The following is a 23,703-nucleotide window of genomic DNA, read 5'->3' as shown; positions in this document are numbered from 1 at the left end:
GAGATGCGCATGTAATAAATTCAGCCGGACAGAGTGCCTGCTTAGAGCTTCATTGTTCAGCGGGCCACAATCTTCTCCCGCTCCTCAAGCGTAGCCAGTGCCTGCAAAGCTCTCAGCCGAAGGTAAACCCCTTCGGCTTGCTCATTGATCCCGAAGCCGCGGTCATTATGCCGCCGGCCTGCACTATGCTCCCTGCCGGCAAGCAGGCTGTATTGCCGCAGCAGTTCCAGTCCGGCAGCTGCGCTGTCTGCAGCCCTCTGCCTGTTCCCTTCCGCCCATCCGCGTTCGGCCATTTTAAGCATCCCTTCAATCGCCGCCAGTCTTTTGGCGGCGTTAAATATGTCCGCCTTCAGGCTGCGGCGCACCCAGTACAAGGCCTCACCCGGATCGCGGCCTTGCAGATAACGCTCTGCAAGTTCCCAGTGCAGAGCAGCATCTCCGGGGGAAAATTGCAAACTGTCCAGCAGCAGGTCCATTCCCTGCTCCTCTGGAAGCAGCCGTGATAATGCGGCCGCCGTCTGCGGCTCTCTTGGATTCCATGCCAGCGATTGCCGCAGCAGCGCAGTTTGTGCAGCAGGATCACCGCTTACGCGGGCGGCCTGCTTGTACAAAGCAGCCCCTCTCATTGCCTGATATGAAAGGATGCTTAGCATAAAGGTCAAGACGCAGAGAACGGCGATTGCTGCATACGGCCATGATCGCCGCAGCCCTGTAAGGATGGCGGTATCCTCCGCAACTGGCCGATGTATGGTTTCTGCAAGAGCCCATGCAGGCAGCAGCAGGAGCAGCAGCCATATCAATCCGTAGCTCCAGTCAAAATCAACTGCGCTATGCAGGATGATGACAAGCAGAGGCGGAAGCAGCCTTGGTGACGCCTTGAATACGAGCCAGCCTGCGGCCAGCAGCAACAGGAGGACAGCAGCCAGACCGGCTGTCCCCAGATTGAGCAGGATGTCGAGATAACCGCTGTGCACCTGGCTGCCTACATAGGGGCGGGACTGGGCGGCGAGGTACGAATGCCGCCAGGTCTCGCCCCCGCGCCCCAGCCAGGGCGCCTCTGCCGCGAGCTTCCAGGCATCGCGGTAGAAGAGCCCGCGCGCGGCGGCCGTCGGGGACGGCCCCGTGATCCGCGCGCGTACCTGCAGCAGGACGGCGCTGGCTGCCGCCGTCCAGGCCCCCGCCGCCAGCACCAGCATGGCGGCGCGGTGCCAGCCCGCCGCGCGGCAGCTGCGGCGGTGCAGCCATAGGCCGGCTAGCAGCGCGCCGGCCCAGAGCCCGGCCAGCAGCAGCAGGCCGGGCAAGGGCTCTGCCGCCAGCCCGGTACGGGCCAGCTGGCGGTACAGGAGCGCCGCGGCGGCCACAGGCGCGGCGCCGGTGATTAGAAGCGGCGCGGACAGCTGCCGCTTCCAGAGCAGGGCTGCGGCGCCGGCGGAGGCCGCAGCCAGCCATGCGCCGCGCGACTCGCTGAGCAGCAGCGCGGCGGCGTACGGGAACAGCGGCAGCAGGCGCGCCGCTGTCCGCCACAGCTCTGCGGCGGACCAGCCCCGTGCACGGTCCGCTCTGCCAGCTATAGCGGTCTCACCCGCTCTGCTTACCGCTCCACCCTCCGCTTCACCGCTGGCTATGTTCTCCTGCTCCGCTCTGCTTACCGTTCCATCCTTCGCTCCACCGCTGACTATGTTCTCCTGCTCCGCTCTGCTTACCGTTCCATCCTTCGCTCCACCGCTGGCTATGTTCTCCTGCTCCGCCCGGTTTACCGTTCCACGGGATGCTTCAACCTCTCCCTCTGCGCAGTCTTCTCCACTCACGGTTCCCGAAGGACCAGTCAGCCTGAAGCCATAAGCAGCAGCAAATAGCCGTTCCAGCAGAAACACGGCCATCACCGCGCCAAAGGCATTCGGATACTGGAGCAGTCCGGCCAGCCGGGCACCGGTCGCACTGACCTCAGGTGACTGGCTGTAGGCTACCGCGTAAGGAACCGGCAGGCCACCGCATACCGCCAATAAGGCAGACAGGCTGATCACGAGACCCAGCAGATGCCAGACCGCTGCAAGAAGAGTTCCTCCCCGCCTGGTTCCCGCCACAAGTACAGCAAATACAGCAAAGCTGGCGTAGAATCCCCAGCGCAGCAATTCATCCAATGTTCCTTGCGAGGATAGCGGGCCACGGAATGCATGAATTGCGTATAGAATACAGATGACAATGCAGCAGCCCGGCAACAACCATACAGCAGCCCTCAACCTCGTAACTCTACTCACACTGCCGTTCAACATACGGCCACTCCCGGACACTGCCTCATCTGCTGCCTGCGTTATCTCGGCCTTCCCGGCATGATCTGTCACCAACCGCCCACTTCCGGCTAACCTCTCAGCTTCAGCTGTATCTACCTTCACGCCCCCTCCAGGTAGCGCCCGCACGGTCTCCGTCTTCCCCGCCGGCCCCCCCTGCGGCTTTAGCCGCTTTTCCCAGCCGGAGGCGGCATACAGGACAAATCCTCCTAGGGTTAGAACTCCGCACAACACAAACCATAGGGTCAGGAAGAGATACATTTCCTTGGCAAAAAAGAATCCTCGCAGCACACAGGCCGCTCCGCCCGCTGCTATCACCGCCAAACTGCAAGCCAGAGTGACCGCCATTCCTCCGTACTGCTGAAACCGATTTATCCGCATTTCTAAATCCCCTATTCTTATTGTTGCTTACAGTCTTCCCATATCTATAGCAATGCAAAAGAAAGTCGCTATATGAACCACACTTAAGTCTAAGATTGGGGAAATAAACGCTTAAGAGCTGGTAGTCAAGCGGGATTATTCGAAATGTTGTATGTATTACAACTTTGCTTCAGAAATACCCGGGTGTTTGGATGGATTGTTGTACAAAATACAAGAATAGTTTCATAAATCGGCTTGGGGGAGGGGAAATGCTGCATTTTGTACAACAATTCCCGATTAGAGGCGGCATAATGAAAGAATTGTTGTATTTGATGCAAGAATTTAATTCAGGGCATCACAGATGGCCCTACAAAAGTACGAAAACAGCACTAAAATAGCACTAACAATACGAATTCACTACAGATGCGCTACAGCAGCACCACAGCACCACAGTACCACAGTTAGCACTACATCAGCACTCCATCAGCGTCTACAGCTGCACCACAGCTGCACTCCATTAACACCACAGCAGCACCGCAATAGCGGCCGAAGCTTCCAATAGCAATCCCAAGTGGAACCGACTTTGCGGTCCTATTAAAGGACGGCACCCTTTCAGCGAGAAATAAATTATATTTGCACAAAAACAGCCGCCCCCCATAGGAAGCAGCCGTTCTGTCATACTCTGAACTATTAAGTTGATTAATTAAGCTCCGCATTCCCCCCGGGCAGCAGATCAGAGCAGACGCGCTCCAGATAAGGCTTGGCGCCGAGAAAATCGCGGAACGCGGTGTACTCGCGCCATTTGGCGGCGTTGTCGCCGCTGTCGCTCCGCACGGCACGGATTAGAATGTTCTTCGGCGTATGCTCCATGTCGATGAATTCCAGCAGCTGGCTGCGGTAACCCATCAGATCGAGCAGCTTGGCCCGGATTGCATCCGTGGCCAGTGCCGAGAAGCGTTCCTTCAGGATTCCGTGTGACAGCAGCGGACTCAGCACATCGCTCTGCACCTGGGCGAACAGCTCATGCTGGCAGCAAGGCACCGAGAGGATGACCGATGCACCCCAGCGTACCGCCTTCTCCAGAGCTGCATCTGTAGCTGTATCACAGGCATGCAGGGTAACAACCATGTCCACCTGGTCCAGTTCATTATAGTCCGCGATATCACCGACCAGGAACCGCAGACGGTCGTAGCCCAGCTTGGCAGCGAGGGCACCGCAGTGCGCAATGACATCCGCCTTCAGATCAAGACCGACTATATTCAGCTCCCGCTGCTCACGGACGGCCAGATAGTGGTACAGTGCAAAGGTCAGATAAGATTTGCCGCAGCCGAAATCCACAATCGTCAGCGGACGGCCTGCCGGAAGATCACCGAGCACATCCTGGACCATCTCCAGGAACCGGTTAATCTGGCGGAACTTATCATATTTCTTAGCCAGCACTTTGCCTTCGCTGTTCATAATGCCCAGCTCTACGAGAAACGGCACAGGTTCTCCTTCGTCCAGGACATACTGCTTCCGGCGGTTATGTGCCAGGTCCGGTGCCTCCTGTTTGCTGGCAGACTTGGTCAGAATGGACACCTTGTATTTTTTGCTGATCAGCACCTGGTAGTCGGCACTGGCGGTACAGAGCAGGCCTTGGCGGAAGGTCTCTCTCAGCAAAGTCAGCATTTCTTCAGCGGCATCCTCTGCCGGAATATTGCGGTGTTCGACCTTAGGGCCGATATAGTAGGCGAACTGATAGTGCAGCTTGCCCTTTAATTCAACAGGTTTGATCTGCACTTTGCTGTAGGTGACCCCACCCTTGCTGCGCAGCTGGCTTAATGTAGCCGTAATCAGCGTACGGCCGGTAATCACTTGGTCGATCAATGCTTTCAAAGATTCCAATGGGTACATCTCACTTTCAATTTATAAATGGAGCACGTTGTCTCCTGAATATCGTTATATTATAGCATTAACCGTAAGCTTGCTCCATTCTTCCCCGCCCTGCTGCACTTCCTCCAGAGGAAGCCCCCCCTGGGCTAACCGCTCCGGACTCAACAGCAGCAGCCGTCCGTACAGCTCCCTGCCCTCCGCCGCAACATCCTCCCCTTGCTCCCATAACCGGTACAGGCTGTTCTCCGCTTTGGCGTAATGTCCCATGGATTCCTGGTAGGCCATCAGCAGCCGCTCTGTTTTGGCCGGGAGGCGGTAAGGCTCTACTTCCTCCAATAACTCCTTGATATCGCCCGTCATGTTCAGCAGCTCACGGTCCGCACCATGCAGATCCGCATACAAAAACAGATGCAAGGACCGCATCGCCCTGAACAGGGCTTGATCCTGATCCCCTTTTGCCGCGTAAATACCGCCTTCCTCCTTCAGCAGCCGGGCTACCCCTTGCAGCTTATCGGACTCCAGCACACCGCCGAGACGAAACATATCAATAATGTCCTCTACGGACAGCGAATTGAGCAGACGGGAATTTATGCGGAAATGCCGCATCAGCAGCTCGTCCACTTCCCACAGGGCTTCTGTTGTTTTTTTATCCTGCTTCAAGGTCATTACCTTGGCAACCATTGCCGTCATATCCTCGATCATGCGCACGATATAATCTCTCCGGAACATGTTTGCTCACCCTTTCGCCTTTGAAATCATCTTAAACCATTCCACCCGCCTGCGCCACCTGGCATAACCCCTGTCCTTCAGCCAACACTTGTTACAATGCTACTGATTGCTCTTGACATAAAGTAACAGCCTCAAATACAATACAAATAACCAATCTGGAATCCAGATCATACTGTTACACAGATCGAATTATAGGAGGAAACGTGATGTCACAACCCGCTGACCCGGGGCAAAGCCAGCCGGAAGCAGCTGCTTCAAGCAAGTCTCAACTGGAAGATAACGTACAGCCTTTGAAGGTCACCCCGGAACAGGATAAGCTGCTGGAAAGCGCCTTGCGGATTAAGATCATGCATACACTGTCGGGGGAACCCCTCACGTCCAAGCAGGTTGCCGGGAAGCTGAACAAGACACCGGGGAACATCCACTACCACATCATCAAGCTCTATGAGGGCGGGCTCCTGGAGCTTGTCCGCACCGAAGCAGCAGGAGGCATCATCCAGAAATTCTACCGCTCCAAAGGGACGATGTTCCGCTCGGAACAGCTTAGCAGCTTCCACTTCCGCCAAGAAGACCAGGTGGAGCATTTCATTACCAGGCTTACCCTTTCCCCACAGGAGCTTGCGAAATTCCATCAGGAGATGCTGGAGCTGATCACCGCCTGGGAATCTAAAGTGACTGCCGGCGACGAGTATGGTGTTGAAATCGTGATGGGCCGCCTGCAGTCTGCTGAGCCCGCTCCGGAGCCGGATACCGATGCGGAGGTACAGAAGTAAATGAATACTGCCGCTCCTTCCGGACAGGAAAGGCGCAATCCGCTGCAGGGTTTCGCTGCTCCTTTTGTCCGCTCACGCGCTTTTCCCTATCTGTGGCTGGGACATTTAATTTCATTCCTCGGCAGCTCGGTGACGATGGTCATTCTGCCCGTCCTCGTCTATTCACTGACCGGATCAACCACCACGATGGGTCTGGTTATGGCCGCTTACATGCTGCCGAATGTGATCATGCTTCCGGTATCCGGACATATCGTGGACCGTTACGACCGTGTGCGGATTATGATGCTGGCCGATATTGCCCGCTTTGCCGTGATGATGATAACGGCAGTCTTGGCCCTGACCGGAATACTCAGTATTCCGCTGCTCTATATCCTGGTAGCCTTCTACGGCCTTCTCGATGGTCTATTCCAGCCTGCTTATGCTGCAGTCCGGGCCACAGTATTCACTCCGGACATCCGCGTGGCTGCGAATTCACTGACCCAAATCACTACCCAGTCCGTACGCCTGATCGGCCCCGCACTGGGCGGCCTGCTGATCACTCACCTGTCCGCAGGTGTCGGCTTCGGCCTGGATGCCTTCACTTATCTGATCTCCCTAATCTGCCTTGTCTACCTGCGCAGAGTGCTGATCGTCAAATTACAGCCCGGACCCGCCGCAGATTCCGCGGCCTCCGTTCTTCCGGATACTGAAGCCCCGGATACTCCTAACTGGAAAGAGGATTTCATCGAGGGAATCTCCGTTCTGCGCAGCCACCCCTGGCTGTGGATTACGATTCTGGCCTTCTGCTTCATCAACATCTGCTACGCGGGGATCAGCAGTGTCCTTCTTCCCTGGCTCTTCAAGGTCCATCACGGCTGGCCTCCTTATGTCTACGGGCTTGCCGTTACTTTCTCCGGTGTAGGCGCAATTATCGCAGGCTTGCTGTTCGGACTGCGGCCGAAATGGAAGAACCGCGGCATTATGGCTTACGGCGGTGCTATGCTGGGTGGTGTGGCTCTGCTGCTGATGCCGTTTGCGGGTACTCCGGCTGCAGCCATCGCTTTCTTTGCACTTGAAGGCTTCGGGCTGATGATATTCGGACTGATCTGGGAGATCAGCCTGCAGGAGCTGGTTCCGAAGGAAGCCTTCGGACGGGTAGCCAGTCTCGATTTATTCGGCTCCTTCGCCCTGCTGCCGGTCGGCTATATCTTTGTCGGCTGGCTGGCCGACCTGATTGGCGGGGTTCCGACCATAATTATTTTCTCCAGTCTGGGACTTACCTGTGTCGCTCTCGTGCTCTGCGTTCCGGCTATCCGTAAATTTCAATAAAAGCCGCAGCGCGGCCAACACAAAGAAGCAGCACTCCGCCATCCGGCGGGTGCTGCCTCTTTGTGTGCTAAATGAATTACTTCTGCACAGGCGTGTGTACAAAATCCTTGATAATCTGCGACAAATGCTCCGGAGCTTCAAACATGCTCATGTGGCCCACTCCTGCTATCGTCACCTTGGTAATATTCGGATTATCCGAGGTGAAGGTCCGTTCTGGAGTCACCTTCGAATCCTCCGCTCCGGCTACCAGCAGCACCGGCAGCGCTGTTGCCGAGATCACATCACGCCGGTCCGGGCGCTCACGCATAGCCATGGCCGCGCCTACCGCGCCTTGCGGCGGGGTCTTATAGCCGATCTCCTTGGCACGTTCCAGCAGCTGCGGAGCTGCTCCGGAAGCAAAGAGTCCGGGCACCAGCTGATCTACAAAAGCAAAGATCCCTTCATTCTGGATCATGCTGACGCTCTTCAGCCGGTTCTCCTTGGCTTCCTCACTATCTGGATAACCGGAGGAATGAATCAGTCCGAAGCCCTTCAGCCTGGAGGCATGGCGCTGGGCAAACGACAACGTAATGTAGCCTCCCAGGGAATGTCCAAGCAAATAACACTCAGGAATCTCCAGGGCATTCAGCAGTGAAAGAACATCATCGGCCATCTGTTCGATCGTGTAGGCTCCGAGCGGAGCATCTGAAGATCCGTGTCCGCGCAAATCAGGGGCAATGACCCGGTAATTGGCGATTAGGCCAGGAATAACCTTCTCAAAGTATTCCGAGCTCCCGCAGAATCCATGTAGCAGAACAATGACATCACCTTTACCTTGATCACTGTAACAAATGTTGTTTCCTTCGCATCGAACATTTTCCATGGCTGCTTCCTTCTTTCTATGTAGTATCCGGTTGAAGACCGCGGCTTGTCTTTATTATTAAGCTAGATCAGGTACCTTTGAAACGCTCTCAGCCCGGGAGCCCGAAACTCTGGGCGGCAGCACGGGCAATCTGGTCGGCCATAACGATCACCCGGTGCAGCGGCGTGGTCTGCAGCGTACGGTAAGGCCGGGGACTGTTCACATCGACAATCGCTGCCAGACTGTAGTTTCCGACTGCGGGCAGCAATAACCCGACAGACTGTGCCGGACGAAGCGGCTCCGCAGCCGCGAAGTAATACCCGAGCGCAGCGGGCGGCCCCAGGCAGGCATCCACAGCGATAATAATCTGCCCTTCCGGAATCTCTGCTATCCGCCGGATCAGATTATCCGCATCGCATGGTGCCGGCAGCGTACCGGTAACATGGGGGAAACCATATTCCAGCAGACGGCTGCCTGTCAGCGGCCCCAGAGCATCACCAGTGGAGCGGTCCGTTCCGATGCACAGAAAGGTCAGCTGCTCTGCCGGATGCAAGGCGGCGATCTCCCGGAAGAAAGAAGCCAGCCCGTCAGCATCCATTTTGCGGCGTTTCCTGCTCTCTTCTTCTCTGATTGCCAAAGACTTCTCTCCCCCTCATTCCATTGCCTGCGAATTATTCCCTCTAATTTAACATGTTTTCTGTGATCCAGACAAAAAAATGGTCTTTCACTGTCCAAACATGATAAAATACTTGAACTATCACTTAGGGAGGACTGTTATACCCCATGGATTTATCGAAACCAAGCCAGGAAAATGTTGAGTATATGATCGAGGGTATCAAAAACAAGCTGAAAATGGCCAGCGCTGCGGCTATGCAGGCCTCGGCTTTTTCGGTGGAGCATTATGAGGATATTCAGGATATTTATGAGGTTGCCATGGGCAGCGACAGGCTCAGCATCTCACAGGTGGAGGCACTTGTCTCTGAGCTTGGACGCTTGCGCAAGAAATAAACCGGTTAAATTGGCATGATAAAAGCCCTTCTCTCCGACCCATCCGCAGGAATGGACAGGGAAGCTGAAGGGCTTTTGTGCGTTGATGCTCGAGTATAGGCAGGTCTGCACCCGGCATTTACGGCAGATCAATCAGGATGAACTCTGCATCTCCGCCATTGCTTGTCCCTTTAATCGTCAGATCACAGCTCTTGCGGATACGCGCCGCATCTCCCTGCTGAAGCTGAAACACGCCGTCTGAGCAGCTAATCTCCAGATTCCCGGAAATCAGATAAATATGAGTGCGCCGCTCCTCTTGCTGCGGGTAATGCAGCTCCCGGTTCGTCTGCAGAAGGGACAAATAGACCGTAACATCCTCGCCCAGCTTAAGCGCTCCCTTGTCCGCTGATCCGGAAGCCACCGGAAGCAGGTTGTTCAGCTTAAGCTCGTCCGGAAAGAATCTTGCGTCCCACCTCGGCGTCATTCCCGGACGGTCCGGCAGCAGCCAGATTTGCAAGAAACGGACATTCGAGCTTAGGGACGGATTCGTCTCCGAATGATTGATGCCTGTACCCGCGCTCATCATCTGTACACTTCCGGCCTGCAGATCCGCATGATTACCAAGATCATCCTGATGCTTCAGGACTCCGGAAACTACATAAGTAATAATCTCCAGATCATGATGCGGATGCTCATGCATGCCTTGCTCCGGCTTCAATTCATTGTCGTTATGGGCCAGCAGTGCGCCAAAGTGGGCATTGCTGGGGTCATCGTAATCGGCAAAAGAAAAGCTGAATTCACTGTGTATCCATTCTCTATTCGAAGTATGACGCTCTGCTGATGTGACTACTTTAATCATAAACTTTGCACCTCCATAGATGTTGGAACCTTCACCATATCTTAAACAGGGGATAAATGCTCCTTATATGAGATGTATATAGGCGCTGTGATTTAGTATCTCTTACCCCCTTCCTTTCTTCATCAATCAACCGTTTGTAAAGCCGTAAATGTGGCCGTTTATATATAGAAAAGACCCTTTATTGCCGGGATGCTCCCCTATACTCCGGCAATCTTTCCCATGCTCACCAACTGTTTCAGTATATACCCCTACGTTTATATACGAAGTAAGATACTTCAGGCTATCCTGAATTTGAATGACGGCAGGCAGCATAGCAGCCGGAGTTCAAATCATAATAATCTAATGAGGAGTGATTGGTGATGAACAAGGCAGAAACGGAATATCCAGTAGAAAGCGGCGGCACATTTTTCAAGGGAATTTTCATAGGCGGTCTGCTTGGGGCTGCGGCGGCACTGTTGTTCGCACCGAAACCCGGTCGTGAAATGCGCAGTGATTTGTCGGACAAGCTCTCGATTGCCACTGACAAAACCAAAGAGGTTGCAGGAGCCGTAACAGACAAGACCAAAACGCTGGCAACTACAGTCAGCGAAAAAGCAACCGATCTGGCAGGTACAGTATCTGCTAAAGCCTCCGACATCTTCACAACGGTCAGCGACAGCAAACAACAAATTGCTGCTACATTGTCGGAAACAGGCAAGAAGATTGGTGAAACTGTAAGCGAAGCCTCCAAGGATGTGGCTGGTGACGTTAAAGACGCTTCCAAGGATGTCACGGATGAAGCTAAAGACTCCTCTAAAGAGGTAGCCGACAAGGCTAAAGATGCTTCCAAAGACATAGCTGATGAAGCTAAGGATGCTAAAGAGGAAGTTAAATCCTCTTACAAGTCCAATTATTAAAAACGGCGATATACGGCCTTTTTAGGCAGTACAAGAGAGCAGCCAGCTCGCCGTAGCTGGCTGCTCTCTATTTATGCATGCCTTTTTTAGGCTTATAGGCCCACACTAAGCCGAAATGGATTATACCCTCATATTCTCAATAAAGCCTGTTCCAGGCTATAGAAAGCAGGTACGCCTTATGGGAGAAGCGGACACCAGAACTAAAGCTTATGAAGTTGATGAGCATCCCTTCGAGCTGCGGCATGAGGTCAAACGCTTGAATGCACGGCTCGACAAAATCGCAGATTCACTCGAAAAATCAGAATTCAAGGATATTCTGGAGAATTATACGGACCCCAAGAAGCGGATCATTACCAATCTGATGGCCGGCGTATCCAGAGGCCTGGGGCTTTCCCTTGGTACGTTCGTGATCCTCGGTTTATTGGGCTATATTCTTAGTTTGTTTCTTGATGTGCCGGTTATCGGGGAATATCTTGGAGAAATCAAAAAGTATATTGATGCCAACAGCTAAGTGAATTTCCCGCTCACCCCTCCTGCAGCCTACTCCGCCAGAATAGACTGCAGGAGGGGTGTTGCTCGTGGAACTACGGGAGATTATTCCTGCCTACAGCAAAACAAGCCCTATCCCGGCGGGGAAGGGCTTGTCCTGCTATTCAATATAAAGGCATACTTCTTAAGCTTAATAAGAGGAGTTAGCCATAATCTGCTTCAGCTTCTCGGTAGCACGCTTCTGTATGCGGGAAACACTCATCTGCGATACCCCAAGCTTCTGGGCGATGGCACGCTGTGACTGGCCATCCTGGAAGGCCAGCAGCAGCACCTGCTGTTCCTGCTCCTTCAGCTGTCCCAGAGCCTGCTGGAGATCCATGCGCTTCTCCACAGTCTCATAGTCATTGGCGTCAGAGCTGATCAATTCGCCGAGTGTAGCACCCGTCTCTTCCTGTGAGAGCGGTGAATCCAGGGAGACATAATGATAACATTCCCTGCCGGCCAGTACTTCTACAGTTTCTTCCACGGTAAGATCCAGATAATGGGCAATTTCTTCCACTGCAGGGGAACGTTCCAATCGAATGGTAAGTTCATCAATGGCCTGCTGTACAAGTGCTCCTTTTTCTTTGATCCGTCTTGGAACCTGTATGTACCAGGATTTATCACGCAGGAAATTCTTCATATGTCCGATCATGCTTTTCATAGCATAGGGCTCAAAAGGTATCCCCAGGCTAATATCATACTGCTGCAACAGCCGGATCAGCGCCATTTGTCCCACTTGATACAGATCTTCATAAAGATCCGGACGGTTACGGGCAATTTTGCCGGCTGCCATCTTCACCATGGGCTCGTACTTACGGATGAGCACTGTAGCTATTTCATTGTCTTTCGTCTGCTGGTATTCCCAGATCAGGCTTACTGCTTCATTCATGGACTCTGGGGGAGTCACTTTGTCGTTCATACTTTCTCCTCGCTGTAATTAAGCCGCTTAGTCAGGGTAACGACTGTCCCTTTCCCTGCTTCGCTAACGACGCTAACGTCATCCATAAGCGCCTGCATTAAATAAAATCCCAGTCCGCCCACCTGAACATCATTCAGCTCCTTGTCATGCAGCGTCATACGTTCATCGGACGAATCCAAACCGTCAAAGCTCTCCCCCTCATCTTTGACAGTAATGGACAAAGCACTTGATCCTACTTCAAAGATTACATCAACCAAACCGTCTTCCTGCCCGTAAGCATAAAGCACGGAGTTGTTACAGGCTTCCGAGACTGCTACCTTCATATCCTCAATATCTTCATAAGTGAAACCCATCTTAGAGGCAATGCCATATAAATTAAGTCTGACGATATCGACATATTCTGCACTGGCGGGTAACTGAAGAACTACTCTTTGCACGTCATCACTCATCCTTAGTTCGATCCTTTCCTAGTGGGAATTCTCTTGGGGGGCAAAAAACTTGGAAATGCCGGTCATATCAAACAATTTCTGTATTTGTGGAGGAACTTCCTCAACGGCAAATTTAACTTCCATTCCGTGTCTTGCTTTGAGAATCGACAACAAAATCCCGATTCCTGTGCTGTCAATGTATCTCAAATCCTTAAGATTAATCACGAGATCAAGTCCCGTATCTCCCACTAGGGGTTCCATGACCAGACGGAAATCAGGAGCCACAGACAAATCGAGCTCTCCAATCAGATAAACGGTGCATACTGTGCCTTCTGTTTCGGTTTTTGCGTGGAACTTTTCGCTTTTATGTGTATTCATAGACAACTCTCCTGATAAATGTTTTCTTTACCAATAACCCTAATGGAACACTGTTGAAACAACAATTGGGACTTAACGGCTGTGGTAATTACTGGATCATGCATTAAAAAGTGAGGCATTCCGCTGGGCAGCGGGGTTATCCTTGACAGAATACCGGGAAATAATCTGCTTGATGCTGCTTAGCTTGAGCGGTTTGCTGATATAACCGTCCATTCCGGCAGCGGTGCAGCGATTCTGGATGCCCTCCATGACATTCGCAGTCATGGCAATAATAATGGTCTTGTCCGGGGAACCGCCGCTGTCCTCGCGAATCCTGGAGGTTGCTGTCAGCCCGTCCATCACCGGCATCTGCAGATCCATGAATATAAAATCGTAAGCAGAGTTCCGGGCCATCTCTACAGCCTGGCTGCCATCCTCGGCAACCTCGGCATTATAGCCAAGCTTGTCCAGCATGCTTACCATCAGTCGCTGGTTGATCGGATGGTCATCCACGACAAGCACCTTGCTGCGCCAATGCCGGTCAATCACTTTCCCCGCACTCTGTTCCTCCTGGCAGTTGCCTGCCAGTTCATCCTCCGGGACAGCTACCTGTATCGTGAATACGAATGTAGCTCCCTTCTCTTCCATCGACTCCACACGGATATCTCCGCCCATCATCCCAACAAGCGACTTACAGATGGCGAGCCCCAGGCCTGTCCCTCCGTATTTGCGGGTCATGGATGAATCAAGCTGAGAGAAGGGCTGGAACAGCCGGTCACATTTCTCCGGTGAAATTCCAATGCCTGTATCTTTCACTGTAAATTCCACTACCAGTTTATTATCAGCTGTAGGCACGCTGGACGCAACCAAATATACGCCGCCCTGGTTGGTAAATTTGACCGCATTGGCCACCAGATTAATTAATACCTGGCGCAAACGGGCCATATCCCCGTAAATGAGCTTGGGCAGCTTCTGGTCGATGAAATAAGCCAGCTCCAGATTCTTTTTGCCTGCTTCGGCAGAAAATAAGCTAAACACCTCTTGGATGGTGGTTTGTAGCTCAAACAACTGCTCTTCCATTTCCATTTTGCCTGATTCCATCTTGGTGAAATCAAGGATATCGTTAATGACCGTAATCAGGGTATCCGCACTTTTGCGGATAATCTCCGTATATTCCTTCTGCTCAGGAGCAAGCTCCGTCTCCATCAGAAGATCGATCATGCCTACTACCCCGTTCATCGGCGTACGGATCTCATGGCTCATCATCGCGAGGAATTCGGTCTTGGCATTAGCGGCAATTTCCGCCTCTTCCTTGGCTTTGACCAGTTCCCCGTTAATCCGCTCGAGTTCCTGCGTCTTCTGCTGCAGCAGCATAGACTGAAGCTGCTGCTTCTTGCTGGTCAGATACATGTTAACAAAGCCTTCGATCTTGGACTTCAGGATCTGTGGAATAAATGGTTTGACCATATAATCAATGGCACCGGCAGAATAACCCGCGAACAGATGCTCCGCCTCCTTGCTGTTGGCAGAGATAAATATGATCGGAATATCCTTGGTTTTCTCTCTGGCTTTGATTAATTTGGCGGTTTCGATTCCGTCCATACCCGGCATCTGCACGTCCAGTACGATAACTGCAAATTCATATCTTAATAAGCACCGCAGTGCTTCTTCACCAGAATTGGCTTTGACAAGCTTGTAATGCTGACTCTCAAGCACTGCTTCCAGTGCCAGCAGATTCTCGGGACGGTCGTCAACCAGCAGTATATGAATCGGTTCCTGAACCCCCATAGGCCCCTCCTTACCCGCTACTTATTCTTGCGGTATATTTTTTCCACCCTGTCCAAAGCTTCGTAGCTGTCACTGTATTTCGTGAAATGAATGGATTCCTTGGAACCAAGGACCAGCACTCCAAACCGGCTGAGACTTTCGTGGAATAAGCCATGAACATGATCGCGGAGCTCATCGTTGAAATAGATCATTACGTTGCGGCAAAAAATAACATTAAATTCATTAAATGAAGTGTCTGTCGCCAGATTATGCTCGGCAAAAATAATATTCTTGCGCAAGTAAGGCTGCAGAATCACTGAATTATACTTTGCAGTGTAGTATTCCGAGAACGCGCGTGTACCGCCCGCCTCCAGATAATTCTTGGTATATTGCTTCATCTTCCCGATCTCATACACGCCTTCTTTGGCCTGCTGCAGGGAACGGGCGTTCATATCCGTTGCATAAATCCGTGCCTTGTCGTAAAGCCCTTCCTCATGCAGCATAATAGCCATGGAATATACCTCTTCGCCTGTGGAACAGCCGGCATGCCAGATCCGGATATACGGATAGGTCCGCAGCAGGGGGACCACCTTCTGCCTGAAGGTCAGGAAGAGTCCCGGATCACGGAACATTTCCGTTACAGGGATCGAAAGACTGTATACAAACCGTTCAAAGCAGGCACGGTCATGCAGCACTTTCTCCTGCAGGGCGGATATGCTGGGCACATTCTCGGCATGGACATGATGCCAGATACGCCGTTTCAATGAAGGCAGCGCATAATTCCTGAAGTCATATCCATATAGACGGTGTACCCCGCTAAGAAGCAGCTCAATTTCAATCTGTTCAAGCTCCTGTTTGCTCCCTGCCTGAATAGCCTGCTCCTCATATCCGCGATCCATAGCTGTCATTGTTATCAATACTCCCTTGCCTAAGCCTTATTTCCGGACTCGTTCCAAATGGTACTGTATAGCTATTACCCCGAAATCGCCCTTACGAATACAACCAGACACGCATTAAGGAAAGAAGCTGATCTGTACTGATCGGTTTCTTCATATAATCGGACGCTCCGGCCTCAATACACTTCGCCCGGTCCTCCTTCATCGCCTTGGCCGTAAGTGCAATAATCGGCAATTTCTGGTACTGCGGCATTTGCCGGATACGGCGCATCGCTTCATAGCCGTCCATTTCCGGCATCATCATATCCATAAGCACCAGATCATAATCCGTCTGCTCCACCAGCATATCTATGGCCTCCCGCCCATTCTCGGCGAACTTCACTTCCATGTGATACCCTTCGAGAACACTGGAGAGGGCAAAGACGTTTCGGATATCATCATCAACGAGCAATATTTTTTTGCCGTCGAACAATTCTTCTTTATTGTGCAGCTTTTGCAGAATTTTACGCTTATCTTCCGGAAGATTAGCCTCTACCCGGTGCAGGAACAGCGTAGTTTCATCCAGCAGCCGTTCCGGCGAGCGGACATCCTTGATAATGATCGATTCCGCATATTTACGCAGCTGTGTCTCTTCTTTGCTGTCCAGATCTTTACCGGTGTAAATAATGATCGGCAGATCATTCAGCTCTTCATCGTCCCGGATCTGATCCAGCAGCTCGAACCCGGTCATATCCTCCAGCATAAGATCGAGGACCATACAGTCGTACCTCTGCTTGCGCAGCTCGCCCAGGGCTTCATGGCCGGTGGAAACCGCAGTAATGGCTACATCATCATGCCCGATAAGCTCCATGATGGATCGGCGCTGGATATCATCATCTTCTACAATGAGCAGATGCTTAAGTGTGCTGGCGGTGTAGTTCTCAATCTGCGAGAATGCCCGGTCCAGCGCTTCGCGGGAAGAAGGCTTTCTTAGGTAGGCCATCGCGCCCATCATGAGGCCCTGCTTAATCTCATCGTTCACGGAAATCACATGCACAGGGATATGCCGGGTCTGGGATGCACCCTTAAGTTCCCTGAGTATGGACCAGCCGTCCATGACGGGCAGCTGGATATCGAGAATAATCGCGTCAGGCAAATAGGTCTTGGCCATCTGCAGGCCGGTATCTCCCTGAAGAGCCACCAGTCCCTTGAAGCCGCGGCCGCGGGCCATGCCGAGCAGTATCTTGGCAAAGCTCTCGTCATCCTCGATAATGAGCAGAACCTTGTCGCCGGCGGTCAGCGATTCGCGGTCGTCCTCAACAATAACCGGCACGAGGGGCGTAGGGGTCACATCGCCGGTTTCATCCCATGAACGTTCGTCCCGGTATTCTTCAAGCGTCGCCGCATCCCGTGCAGCGGCTGCTTCTGCCACTCCCGGCAGCAGGCTGTAATTCCCTTTGACCGGCAGGTACAAGGTGAAGATGCTTCCTTGTCCTTCGCGCGATTCCAGTCCAATTGCCCCGCCCATCAGACGGGCCAGCTCGCGGCTGATCGACAGACCTAGACCTGTGCCCCCATACTTGCGGCTGGTTGTCCCGTCGACCTGCTGGAAAGCCTCAAAGACAATATCCATCTTGTCAGACGGGATGCCGATTCCGCTATCCTTGACGGACAGTGCAATGTATTCAAATTCATGCGGCAGATAGGAAGGCAGCTGCTTGGTGTCCGCCCGGCTGACGGAGAACTCCACATGTCCTTCGCTGGTAAATTTGAACGCATTGGACAAGAGATTGCGGAGCACCTGCTTCAGTCTGTGGCTGTCCGTGAACACATGGTCCGGCAGCGGCTCTTCGAAGGATAAGCGCAGCGACAGCCCCTTCTTACTGGCCAACGGCGCAAAGTTCTGCTTCACGAAGGTCTTTAGCTCCGTAAGCGGAATCTCTTCGTAATTGAGCTCCATTTTGCCGGCATCCACCTTGGACAAATCGAGGATCTCATCTATCATCTTGAGCAGGTCCGCACCTGACATATAGATGGTATGGGCGAATTCCACCTGCTTGTCGCTCAGATTCCCTTCTTTATTCTCCGTAAGAAGCTGAGACAGGATTAACAGGCTGTTCAGCGGCGTCCGCAGCTCATGGGACATATTCGCCAGGAACTCAGATTTGTATTTGCTGGTCACCGCAAGCTGCATCGCCTGCTTCTCAAGCTGGACGCGGGCCTGCTCAATCTCATCCTTCTTCTCTTCGACCTCCTGCACCTGCTCCTGCAGCGCATGGGTCTTGGCGACCAGTTCCGTATTATAATGCTCCAGCTCTCCCTGCTGGCGCTGCAGCAGCTCCTCGGAACGCTTCAGCGCATCTGTCTGTTCCTCAAGATTCTCGTTGGAACGGCGGAGTTCTTCCTGCTGGGTCTGCAGTTCCTCTGACTGGCATTGCAGCTCTTCTGTGAGCGCCTGCGATTCCCGCAGCAGCTCTTCAACGACAAGCCTGCGGCTGATATTATTCAGAATGATACCCAAATTATTCGATAGCTGATGAAGCAGCTCATTCTGCAGCACCGAGAAAGGAGTAAAGGAAGCGAATTCCACTACCCCCATAAGCTCATCTTCAAATAAAAGCGGATGGATGGAAATGTAACCCGGATGCGATTCCCCGAATCCGGAGGAAACGGAAATATAGTTATCCGGTGCCTCTGTCAGCTTGATCGGCAGCTTGTCCAAGGCACTCTGCCCGACCAGCCCCTGACCGATCTCGAAGCTCTCCTTCGGTTTGATGCCTTCCTCACCGGCATAGAAAGCGCTGCTGACCAGCAGGTTCGGATTATTCTGATCCTTCAAATATACAGCACCGTACTGGGCTCCCAGCACAGGTGTGAACTCACTGATAAAAGTCTGCGATACCTGATCCAGTGAACTGACTCCGCGCAGCAGCTCCGTTACCCGGGCTATGTTCGCATTCAGCCAAGCCTGATCACTCTGCGCCTGGGCATAGGATTTCTCAAGCTGCTGTTTCTGCTCAATATCCTCAGCCATCTGCTGGAACACGCGGGCTACATCACCAATCTCATCTTTGGATTTGACCTTGATCCGCCGGATCGCCCGCATCTTGCCGTTACCAAAGCTGGTAATCATCATGGATACGACACTCAGACCGCGCGTAATACTCGGGATAACCCACAGGATCACCCCAAGCCCCAGCAGCAGTCCCACAATCATAATCAGGGTTACCATCTGAATCGAACGCTCGGAGGCCTCCTTGGCTTTGGCGGTCTCATCGGTCATCCGGAAGGCATTATAATCGGAAAGTGCGTTCAGACTGTTCAGCACCTCGTTCTGGATATCTTGTCCTTCTGTATTACGGTAAGTATTGGCATTCTGGAAGTACCCGGCAGTCAGCATCTCCAGCACTTTATTCTGATAATTCTTATACGCAGAATAAGAAGCCTCAATCCGCGATAACAGCTGTAATTCTTCTGTGGTCTTCATGGAGTCCTGTATATTCTTCAGATGATCCTCGGCTTTGAGCACCTTGCTGTTAATTTCCGCCTTCTGTGCATCCACAGAGAGTGTATCCGCGTTAAGCATCGAGGTGGTTAAAATCCGTGCCATATCATTCACTTCACCGCGAAGCCCTGAAGAGGAGCGGCCTTTGCTGTATCTCTCCTGGAAGCTGTCAAGCTGTCCGCTCATATAATGTAGCCGGTCATACCCGATCATGGTAAGAGCCAGCATAATGGCCAGCATGGCACTGAAGCCGATTAGCAGTTTAGCCTTTATTTTCATTCCCTATCTGTCCCTTTCTTCAGCGAAATCCATACCAGACACTTGTCGTCATCGCGCTCCTGATTCACAGGCTCATTCAGGAAAGCAGTGCGCATAACTTCTTCCTGCCAGTCATGACCGGCATTCAAATGCCCGATCATGAATTCGAGCTGTTCTGCCTGCTCTCCCTGGACCATCTCCAGCAAGCCGTCTGTAAACAGCACCAGATGTCCTTCTTCCTCATAGCTGAGGCTCTGCGGCTGGATATCAATCCGGTCAAACAGCCCGACCGGGTGGCAGTTGCTCTCCAGCAGAACCGGGGTCTTGGCCTCTCCTTCGAAGAGCAGCGCCGGCGGATGTCCGGCATTCACATAATCAATCCGCTTCATCCGTGTATCAATGACAAGATAGATTGCCGTGAAGTAATACTGGACCAGCTGCTTCTCAATATAGAGCTGGTTGAAACGCCTGTTGAGTTCTTGAATAACCTTCTCCGGCTCCACATAGGTAGTCACGGTATCCTTCAATACCGAGGCCAGGAACATACAGAACAGCGATGAAGAAATCCCGTGTCCCATCATATCCAGCAGAATGACAGCATAACGCCCGTCACCCAGCGGATACCAGGCGTATAAGTCACCGGCCAGCTCAAAGGACGGCTGATAAATGGCATGCACCTCAAACGTTTCCTCGGTAAGCGGCAAGCTGAGTACTGCATTCTGCACTAAGGCAGCCAGCTTCAGCTCATCCTGGATGCGCTGATCCCGCTCCTTATGCCAATCCTTCTCGCGTTTCAGCCGCAGGGCCAGACGGATGCGGGCCATCAGCTCCACCTTGTTAATCGGTTTCGTAACATAATCTACGGCACCTGCATCCAGTGCTTCTGCGAGCTTCTTGGAATCTCCCACAGCGGTGACCATAATAATGGGAATGTCCTTCAGATGCTCATATTGCTGAACCACACGGCATGCCTCAATCCCGTCCATCTCCGGCATCATCATATCCAGCAGTATCAAATCGATATCCGACTGCTTAGGTCGCTTCTCATCACTGCCAGAACCCACACCGAGCAGCTTCAACATATCTTTAGCGGACGAAGCCGTTATAAAATTCCGGTAATCTTCTTTTTTCAGGATTTCACGGATAATGATTACATTGGTCGGATTGTCATCTACGATTAAAATTCTCAAGCTCCCTCACCTCACACGAATAGTATTAGGACCGTAAAACCTGTAATTCTATCACTCTATCATACGATATTTGAACGGCCTGTTTCCATATATCAAGATATTGGAAGAGAATCAGGCCCTCGTCTTCAACAAAGTAACCTCCAGCCCCACTGCTTGTAGTGGGGCTGGAGGTTACGCTATTGGACTATAGAGGTCACAGAAAGCTGACCGGCAATTATTTCGGATTTCTTTTGGCGATAACGAGAACTTTGCCCAGATCGAGCTCCTTCTCATAAAATGCCGCTTCCGCCGCACTGAAGCCGAGCGAAGTAATCTTGAACCGGAGAGCATCGCCGCGTGAACGGAAAAGGTTAGCAATCGCACCAAATAATCCTTCTTCGCTAAGCCCGACCTCATTCACGTCTGCAGCATCCACGATACGGCCTTCACGGTCTTCATCGTGACTGATCACGTAGAGGTCATCTCTTGTATAACCGCTGCTACGCAGCCGATTCACTTCTTCTATCGCCTGAACACCATTCTCCAGCAACTTGGCATATGCCTGAGTACCGATTGAATCCATGAAATCACTCTCCTTGTATTGTTTAAGAGGGCAACGCAGGTAAAAGATGACTGAGCATTCATTAACCTGAATTGCCGCCCTTGAAACAGCCTCAGAAAGAATTTCCGTCAAATAAATCAATACCCTCCCATTGTCCGGTGTTCATATTGCGGTAGACTTTGAGCGCTGCACTTCCTCTTATATATACATCGCCGTCCTCGGCTTCAAAATCCGGGGCCCCTAATGTCTCCTGCAGGCTGGAAGTTACCGGATTCAGCTCCTGACCGTTAAGATTCAGGCCGAATTGTTCTGCCTGGGAAGGTGAAGCATGTACATAGAGGACAACACCCTCACAAACACCGGCGGAGACGTCAGCATATTGATATTCAAGGCAATCTCCCCAAGGGTCCGGAGTAATCCCAGGCGGGATACCTTTGGTCTGCAGCAGCGCTTCTTCCGGCATATACAGGGTAACCCCCGCCAGAGACTCGAAACTGCTTATGTAGGGAACTGTATTGACACTATGCTCGAATGCGAGCCTTACCGGCGGTTGCACGGTTGCCGAAGAAGCGGCAGGGACAGTCTCAGCTTGCGGCGGAATGGTGATAAAGGGAGAAAGCAGACTAAGCAAAAGAATAACGATTTTCATATAAACTCCCGCCTCTCATAAGCTGTAATTTGCCCTTGGCCTGAACCCTGCGCTACTTAACCTGATTAATGGCGGAACTTCTGCCAGATGGCGGCTGCAGCATCCACGCCCTTAAGCGCTGTTGCTATTTTACCCTTGGACTTGCTTTCGTTTACCGCTTCGTAGGATTGAATCGTTCTTTCTTCGGACGGAGTAAGCGGAACTTCTGCAATAGATACGGATTTGGCCTTATCCTTCAGTTCACGTGATTTGCGGAATTTCTCAATGACGGTTACCGATACCTGCTTCACGGTCAGTGTCAGTTCATTCATTACATCACCGAGGTTCTTCACAGAATCGACAATAGGATCAATCTTCTGAATTTTGCCCTGAACATCGGCAGTGATATCGTTGGCATGTCTGACCGTTGTTTTCACTTCATACGTAAGCTCATCAATGGTCTTTTGCACTTCCTGCAGAGTCTGACTGACCTTGTCGAGGGATTCCTTCGCTGATTTCAAGGTTTTAATTAAGAAGAATACGAGGACTGCGAATGCAACAGCAACTAGTGCTACGCTAAGTTCAATGATCATTTCCATAACCCCTTCCGAATGTCTTATAATGTCGTTTGCTCTGCCTGTTACTGCATAGTTACCCTTACGGAATTAGGCCGAAACAAATTGTCAAGCGCCTTAAAGACCATCCCCTTCTGTTTGTTTCAAAATGATAGGCACCGTTTAAACAATGACTACATCACCACACAGAAAGGATGACATCTCATGTTAAGATGGTCAGTAATTCTGCTGGTAGTTGCTCTGATTGCCGGTATCTTCGGTTTCTTCAATATCGTGGCAGCCGCTGTAGGTATTGCCAAAGTATTGTTCTACATCTTCCTCGTTCTCTTCATTGTTTCGCTCTTTATGGGACGCAGAGGAAGATCAATGTAGTCATTCATTCCGCTAACTGCAACCCAAGCATTGCTGTAGAGCCTGAGGCTTCCACGAGAAGCCCCGGGCTTATTTCTATTTATGCAACTTATTCCCGCTTGATATATCCTATTCACCCTTCAGAAAGTATAGGCCTTTCCTCTCAGGTTGTCACTTGCCCTCTGAATCATAAATACAAGGCCGCCCCGGCATAAAACAAAATTAAAATATTTCATTCCGATGTCTGGTTCATTACATACACTTTATGTTTACATGCTTATTAGCACAGCACGAACATGTTAAAGTACACTACTAAACCAAAATCAGGAGGAATCATCGATGAAAAAATTAGCCAGCTTAACAGTAGCAATGGGTCTTATGGCTTCCATAGCAGCAACCGCTTCTGCTGCTGAAGTAACAGGTACTACTACTACTACTACCACTACACCTACTTCTGATGCAGCAGTGTCTGTAACCGGAAGTACATACCTGGAGCCATTCGACACTGTAATCACTCCAGCAGACATCAAACTAGCGACTCCTCAGATTATCCTGACCAAGATCACTGCTTTCCACCTTTCCGTGGGCAGCATGGCTCCTATCGGCTGGCTGGGTGCGCAGACTGTCGATACAACAGGTGTAATCATGACCGACACTTGGGGCAATGAGTGGAGAGAAGTATATACTTGGCTGGGCAAAGCTTGGCTCAAGGTTCCTGCTTCCGCTTATGTAATTACTCCATAAATACTTAACGATAAGCGAAGTCATAACAGCTGATGTGCTACCTTTGCTATGACTTCGCAGTTGGTATACTCAAGAGGCCCATGGACGTTAGTCCTGACGGCCTTTTTGCTGTGTATAAACG

23 protein-coding genes are annotated in these 23,703 nt (G+C 51.8%); 7 read left to right on the top strand and 16 right to left on the bottom strand.

Going from position 1 to position 23,703, the window contains the following annotated elements; genetic code table 11:
* Positions 1–56: 56 nt before the first annotated feature.
* From NYE33_RS08580 to NYE33_RS08570, 3 genes are all read right to left on the bottom strand, one after another.
* Positions 57–2,669, bottom strand: a complete 2,613-nt coding sequence (locus tag NYE33_RS08580) for an O-antigen ligase family protein (RefSeq protein ID WP_341065461.1) — start codon at positions 2,667–2,669, stop codon at positions 57–59.
* A gap of 678 nt (positions 2,670–3,347) precedes the next feature.
* A complete protein-coding gene (locus NYE33_RS08575) occupies positions 3,348–4,541 on the bottom strand; it encodes a class I SAM-dependent methyltransferase (protein ID WP_341065459.1) in 1,194 nt (397 codons plus the stop codon).
* 45 nt (positions 4,542–4,586) lie between these two features.
* Positions 4,587–5,249, bottom strand: coding sequence for a DUF6483 family protein (locus tag NYE33_RS08570; RefSeq protein WP_042140004.1), 663 nt, complete (start codon positions 5,247–5,249; stop codon positions 4,587–4,589).
* Positions 5,250–5,455: 206 nt separating this feature from the next.
* Between NYE33_RS08570 and NYE33_RS08565 the strand changes: the two genes are divergently transcribed.
* Together NYE33_RS08565 and NYE33_RS08560 are read left to right on the top strand one after the other, a co-directional pair.
* A complete protein-coding gene (locus NYE33_RS08565) occupies positions 5,456–6,022 on the top strand; it encodes a winged helix-turn-helix domain-containing protein (protein ID WP_341065456.1) in 567 nt (188 codons plus the stop codon).
* On the top strand, positions 6,023–7,330 hold the full coding sequence (locus tag NYE33_RS08560; RefSeq protein WP_336101165.1) for an MFS transporter: 1,308 nt from the start codon (positions 6,023–6,025) through the stop codon (positions 7,328–7,330).
* 76 nt (positions 7,331–7,406) lie between these two features.
* Here the strand turns inward: NYE33_RS08560 and NYE33_RS08555 are convergent, their stop codons facing one another.
* Positions 7,407–8,192, bottom strand: a complete 786-nt coding sequence (locus tag NYE33_RS08555; protein ID WP_042140005.1) for an alpha/beta fold hydrolase — start codon at positions 8,190–8,192, stop codon at positions 7,407–7,409.
* Between the two features lie 88 nt (positions 8,193–8,280).
* The gene (gene yyaC, locus NYE33_RS08550) at positions 8,281–8,808 is read right to left on the bottom strand and encodes a spore protease YyaC (RefSeq protein ID WP_341065455.1); all 528 of its coding nucleotides are present in this window, start codon (positions 8,806–8,808) and stop codon (positions 8,281–8,283) included.
* Positions 8,809–8,954: 146 nt separating this feature from the next.
* On the opposite strand from yyaC, the gene NYE33_RS08545 reads away from it, so the two are divergent.
* Positions 8,955–9,179, top strand: coding sequence for a DUF1128 domain-containing protein (locus NYE33_RS08545; protein WP_039309247.1), 225 nt, complete (start codon positions 8,955–8,957; stop codon positions 9,177–9,179).
* 118 nt (positions 9,180–9,297) lie between these two features.
* Here the strand turns inward: NYE33_RS08545 and NYE33_RS08540 are convergent, their stop codons facing one another.
* Positions 9,298–10,017: a pirin family protein gene (locus NYE33_RS08540; protein ID WP_042140006.1), complete on the bottom strand. Its 720-nt coding sequence runs from the start codon at positions 10,015–10,017 to the stop codon at positions 9,298–9,300.
* Positions 10,018–10,376: 359 nt separating this feature from the next.
* Between NYE33_RS08540 and NYE33_RS36450 the strand changes: the two genes are divergently transcribed.
* Together NYE33_RS36450 and NYE33_RS08530 are read left to right on the top strand one after the other, a co-directional pair.
* Entirely contained in the window at positions 10,377–10,913 is a 537-nt protein-coding gene (locus NYE33_RS36450; protein ID WP_081970286.1) for a YtxH domain-containing protein, read from the top strand.
* A gap of 178 nt (positions 10,914–11,091) precedes the next feature.
* Positions 11,092–11,424 (top strand): DUF5665 domain-containing protein, encoded by a 333-nt coding sequence (locus NYE33_RS08530; RefSeq protein ID WP_042140007.1) that lies wholly within the window; start codon positions 11,092–11,094, stop codon positions 11,422–11,424.
* A gap of 168 nt (positions 11,425–11,592) precedes the next feature.
* On the opposite strand, the gene NYE33_RS08525 is transcribed toward NYE33_RS08530, so the two are convergent.
* The 10 genes from NYE33_RS08525 to NYE33_RS08480 form a co-directional block, all read right to left on the bottom strand.
* Positions 11,593–12,363 carry a sigma-70 family RNA polymerase sigma factor gene (locus tag NYE33_RS08525; RefSeq protein ID WP_039309251.1) on the bottom strand — a complete coding sequence of 257 codons (771 nt, stop codon included), beginning with the start codon at positions 12,361–12,363 and terminating at the stop codon, positions 11,593–11,595.
* Positions 12,360–12,812 carry an anti-sigma B factor RsbW gene (gene rsbW, locus NYE33_RS08520; RefSeq protein WP_042140008.1) on the bottom strand — a complete coding sequence of 151 codons (453 nt, stop codon included), beginning with the start codon at positions 12,810–12,812 and terminating at the stop codon, positions 12,360–12,362. The genes NYE33_RS08525 and rsbW overlap by 4 nt, the downstream gene beginning before the upstream one ends.
* Positions 12,813–12,830: 18 nt before the next feature.
* Positions 12,831–13,169 (bottom strand): STAS domain-containing protein, encoded by a 339-nt coding sequence (locus tag NYE33_RS08515; protein ID WP_039309255.1) that lies wholly within the window; start codon positions 13,167–13,169, stop codon positions 12,831–12,833.
* Positions 13,170–13,265: 96 nt separating this feature from the next.
* Complete coding sequence (locus NYE33_RS08510; protein WP_042140009.1) at positions 13,266–14,936, bottom strand: response regulator; 1,671 nt, start codon at positions 14,934–14,936, stop codon at positions 13,266–13,268.
* A gap of 17 nt (positions 14,937–14,953) precedes the next feature.
* Positions 14,954–15,823, bottom strand: coding sequence for a CheR family methyltransferase (locus NYE33_RS08505; RefSeq protein ID WP_042140010.1), 870 nt, complete (start codon positions 15,821–15,823; stop codon positions 14,954–14,956).
* 82 nt (positions 15,824–15,905) lie between these two features.
* Positions 15,906–19,574: a response regulator gene (locus NYE33_RS08500; protein ID WP_042140011.1), complete on the bottom strand. Its 3,669-nt coding sequence runs from the start codon at positions 19,572–19,574 to the stop codon at positions 15,906–15,908.
* Positions 19,571–20,743: a SpoIIE family protein phosphatase gene (locus tag NYE33_RS08495; protein WP_042140012.1), complete on the bottom strand. Its 1,173-nt coding sequence runs from the start codon at positions 20,741–20,743 to the stop codon at positions 19,571–19,573. The genes NYE33_RS08500 and NYE33_RS08495 overlap by 4 nt, the downstream gene beginning before the upstream one ends.
* A 214-nt stretch (positions 20,744–20,957) precedes the next feature.
* On the bottom strand, positions 20,958–21,305 hold the full coding sequence (locus tag NYE33_RS08490) for a general stress protein (RefSeq protein ID WP_042217668.1): 348 nt from the start codon (positions 21,303–21,305) through the stop codon (positions 20,958–20,960).
* A 91-nt stretch (positions 21,306–21,396) separates the two neighbouring features.
* Positions 21,397–21,933 (bottom strand): hypothetical protein, encoded by a 537-nt coding sequence (locus NYE33_RS08485; RefSeq protein ID WP_341065452.1) that lies wholly within the window; start codon positions 21,931–21,933, stop codon positions 21,397–21,399.
* Between the two features lie 65 nt (positions 21,934–21,998).
* Positions 21,999–22,505: a DUF948 domain-containing protein gene (locus tag NYE33_RS08480; RefSeq protein WP_039309267.1), complete on the bottom strand. Its 507-nt coding sequence runs from the start codon at positions 22,503–22,505 to the stop codon at positions 21,999–22,001.
* A gap of 186 nt (positions 22,506–22,691) precedes the next feature.
* Between NYE33_RS08480 and NYE33_RS08475 the strand changes: the two genes are divergently transcribed.
* Entirely contained in the window at positions 22,692–22,859 is a 168-nt protein-coding gene (locus tag NYE33_RS08475) for a DUF1328 domain-containing protein (protein WP_042140014.1), read from the top strand.
* A 318-nt stretch (positions 22,860–23,177) separates the two neighbouring features.
* Positions 23,178–23,582 carry a hypothetical protein gene (locus NYE33_RS08470; protein ID WP_042140015.1) on the top strand — a complete coding sequence of 135 codons (405 nt, stop codon included), beginning with the start codon at positions 23,178–23,180 and terminating at the stop codon, positions 23,580–23,582.
* The last annotated feature ends 121 nt before the right edge of the window (positions 23,583–23,703 follow it).

The organism is Paenibacillus sp. FSL R10-2199, from assembly GCF_038000235.1.
In the GTDB taxonomy this organism is placed as follows: domain Bacteria; phylum Bacillota; class Bacilli; order Paenibacillales; family Paenibacillaceae; genus Paenibacillus_AQ; species Paenibacillus_AQ phytohabitans.
Note: the sequence above shows the minus strand (reverse complement) of the source record. Positions and strands in the feature narration are given on the sequence as shown.

Coding starts and splice junctions, on each gene's coding strand:
- NYE33_RS08555 (WP_042140005.1), bottom strand. CDS start 8,192: ATGGAAAATGTTCGATGCGAAGGAAACAACATTTGTTACAGTGATCAA.
- NYE33_RS08475 (WP_042140014.1), top strand. CDS start 22,692: ATGTTAAGATGGTCAGTAATTCTGCTGGTAGTTGCTCTGATTGCCGGT.
- NYE33_RS08480 (WP_039309267.1), bottom strand. CDS start 22,505: ATGATCATTGAACTTAGCGTAGCACTAGTTGCTGTTGCATTCGCAGTC.
- NYE33_RS08545 (WP_039309247.1), top strand. CDS start 8,955: ATGGATTTATCGAAACCAAGCCAGGAAAATGTTGAGTATATGATCGAG.
- NYE33_RS08485 (WP_341065452.1), bottom strand. CDS start 21,933: ATGAAAATCGTTATTCTTTTGCTTAGTCTGCTTTCTCCCTTTATCACC.
- NYE33_RS08575 (WP_341065459.1), bottom strand. CDS start 4,541: ATGTACCCATTGGAATCTTTGAAAGCATTGATCGACCAAGTGATTACC.
- NYE33_RS08490 (WP_042217668.1), bottom strand. CDS start 21,305: ATGGATTCAATCGGTACTCAGGCATATGCCAAGTTGCTGGAGAATGGT.
- NYE33_RS08565 (WP_341065456.1), top strand. CDS start 5,456: ATGTCACAACCCGCTGACCCGGGGCAAAGCCAGCCGGAAGCAGCTGCT.
- NYE33_RS08525 (WP_039309251.1), bottom strand. CDS start 12,363: ATGAACGACAAAGTGACTCCCCCAGAGTCCATGAATGAAGCAGTAAGC.
- NYE33_RS08560 (WP_336101165.1), top strand. CDS start 6,023: ATGAATACTGCCGCTCCTTCCGGACAGGAAAGGCGCAATCCGCTGCAG.
- NYE33_RS08530 (WP_042140007.1), top strand. CDS start 11,092: ATGGGAGAAGCGGACACCAGAACTAAAGCTTATGAAGTTGATGAGCAT.
- NYE33_RS08470 (WP_042140015.1), top strand. CDS start 23,178: ATGAAAAAATTAGCCAGCTTAACAGTAGCAATGGGTCTTATGGCTTCC.
- NYE33_RS08515 (WP_039309255.1), bottom strand. CDS start 13,169: ATGAATACACATAAAAGCGAAAAGTTCCACGCAAAAACCGAAACAGAA.
- rsbW (WP_042140008.1), bottom strand. CDS start 12,812: ATGAGTGATGACGTGCAAAGAGTAGTTCTTCAGTTACCCGCCAGTGCA.
- NYE33_RS36450 (WP_081970286.1), top strand. CDS start 10,377: ATGAACAAGGCAGAAACGGAATATCCAGTAGAAAGCGGCGGCACATTT.
- NYE33_RS08570 (WP_042140004.1), bottom strand. CDS start 5,249: ATGTTCCGGAGAGATTATATCGTGCGCATGATCGAGGATATGACGGCA.
- NYE33_RS08580 (WP_341065461.1), bottom strand. CDS start 2,669: ATGCGGATAAATCGGTTTCAGCAGTACGGAGGAATGGCGGTCACTCTG.
- NYE33_RS08500 (WP_042140011.1), bottom strand. CDS start 19,574: ATGAAAATAAAGGCTAAACTGCTAATCGGCTTCAGTGCCATGCTGGCC.
- NYE33_RS08540 (WP_042140006.1), bottom strand. CDS start 10,017: ATGATTAAAGTAGTCACATCAGCAGAGCGTCATACTTCGAATAGAGAA.
- NYE33_RS08505 (WP_042140010.1), bottom strand. CDS start 15,823: ATGACAGCTATGGATCGCGGATATGAGGAGCAGGCTATTCAGGCAGGG.
- NYE33_RS08510 (WP_042140009.1), bottom strand. CDS start 14,936: ATGGGGGTTCAGGAACCGATTCATATACTGCTGGTTGACGACCGTCCC.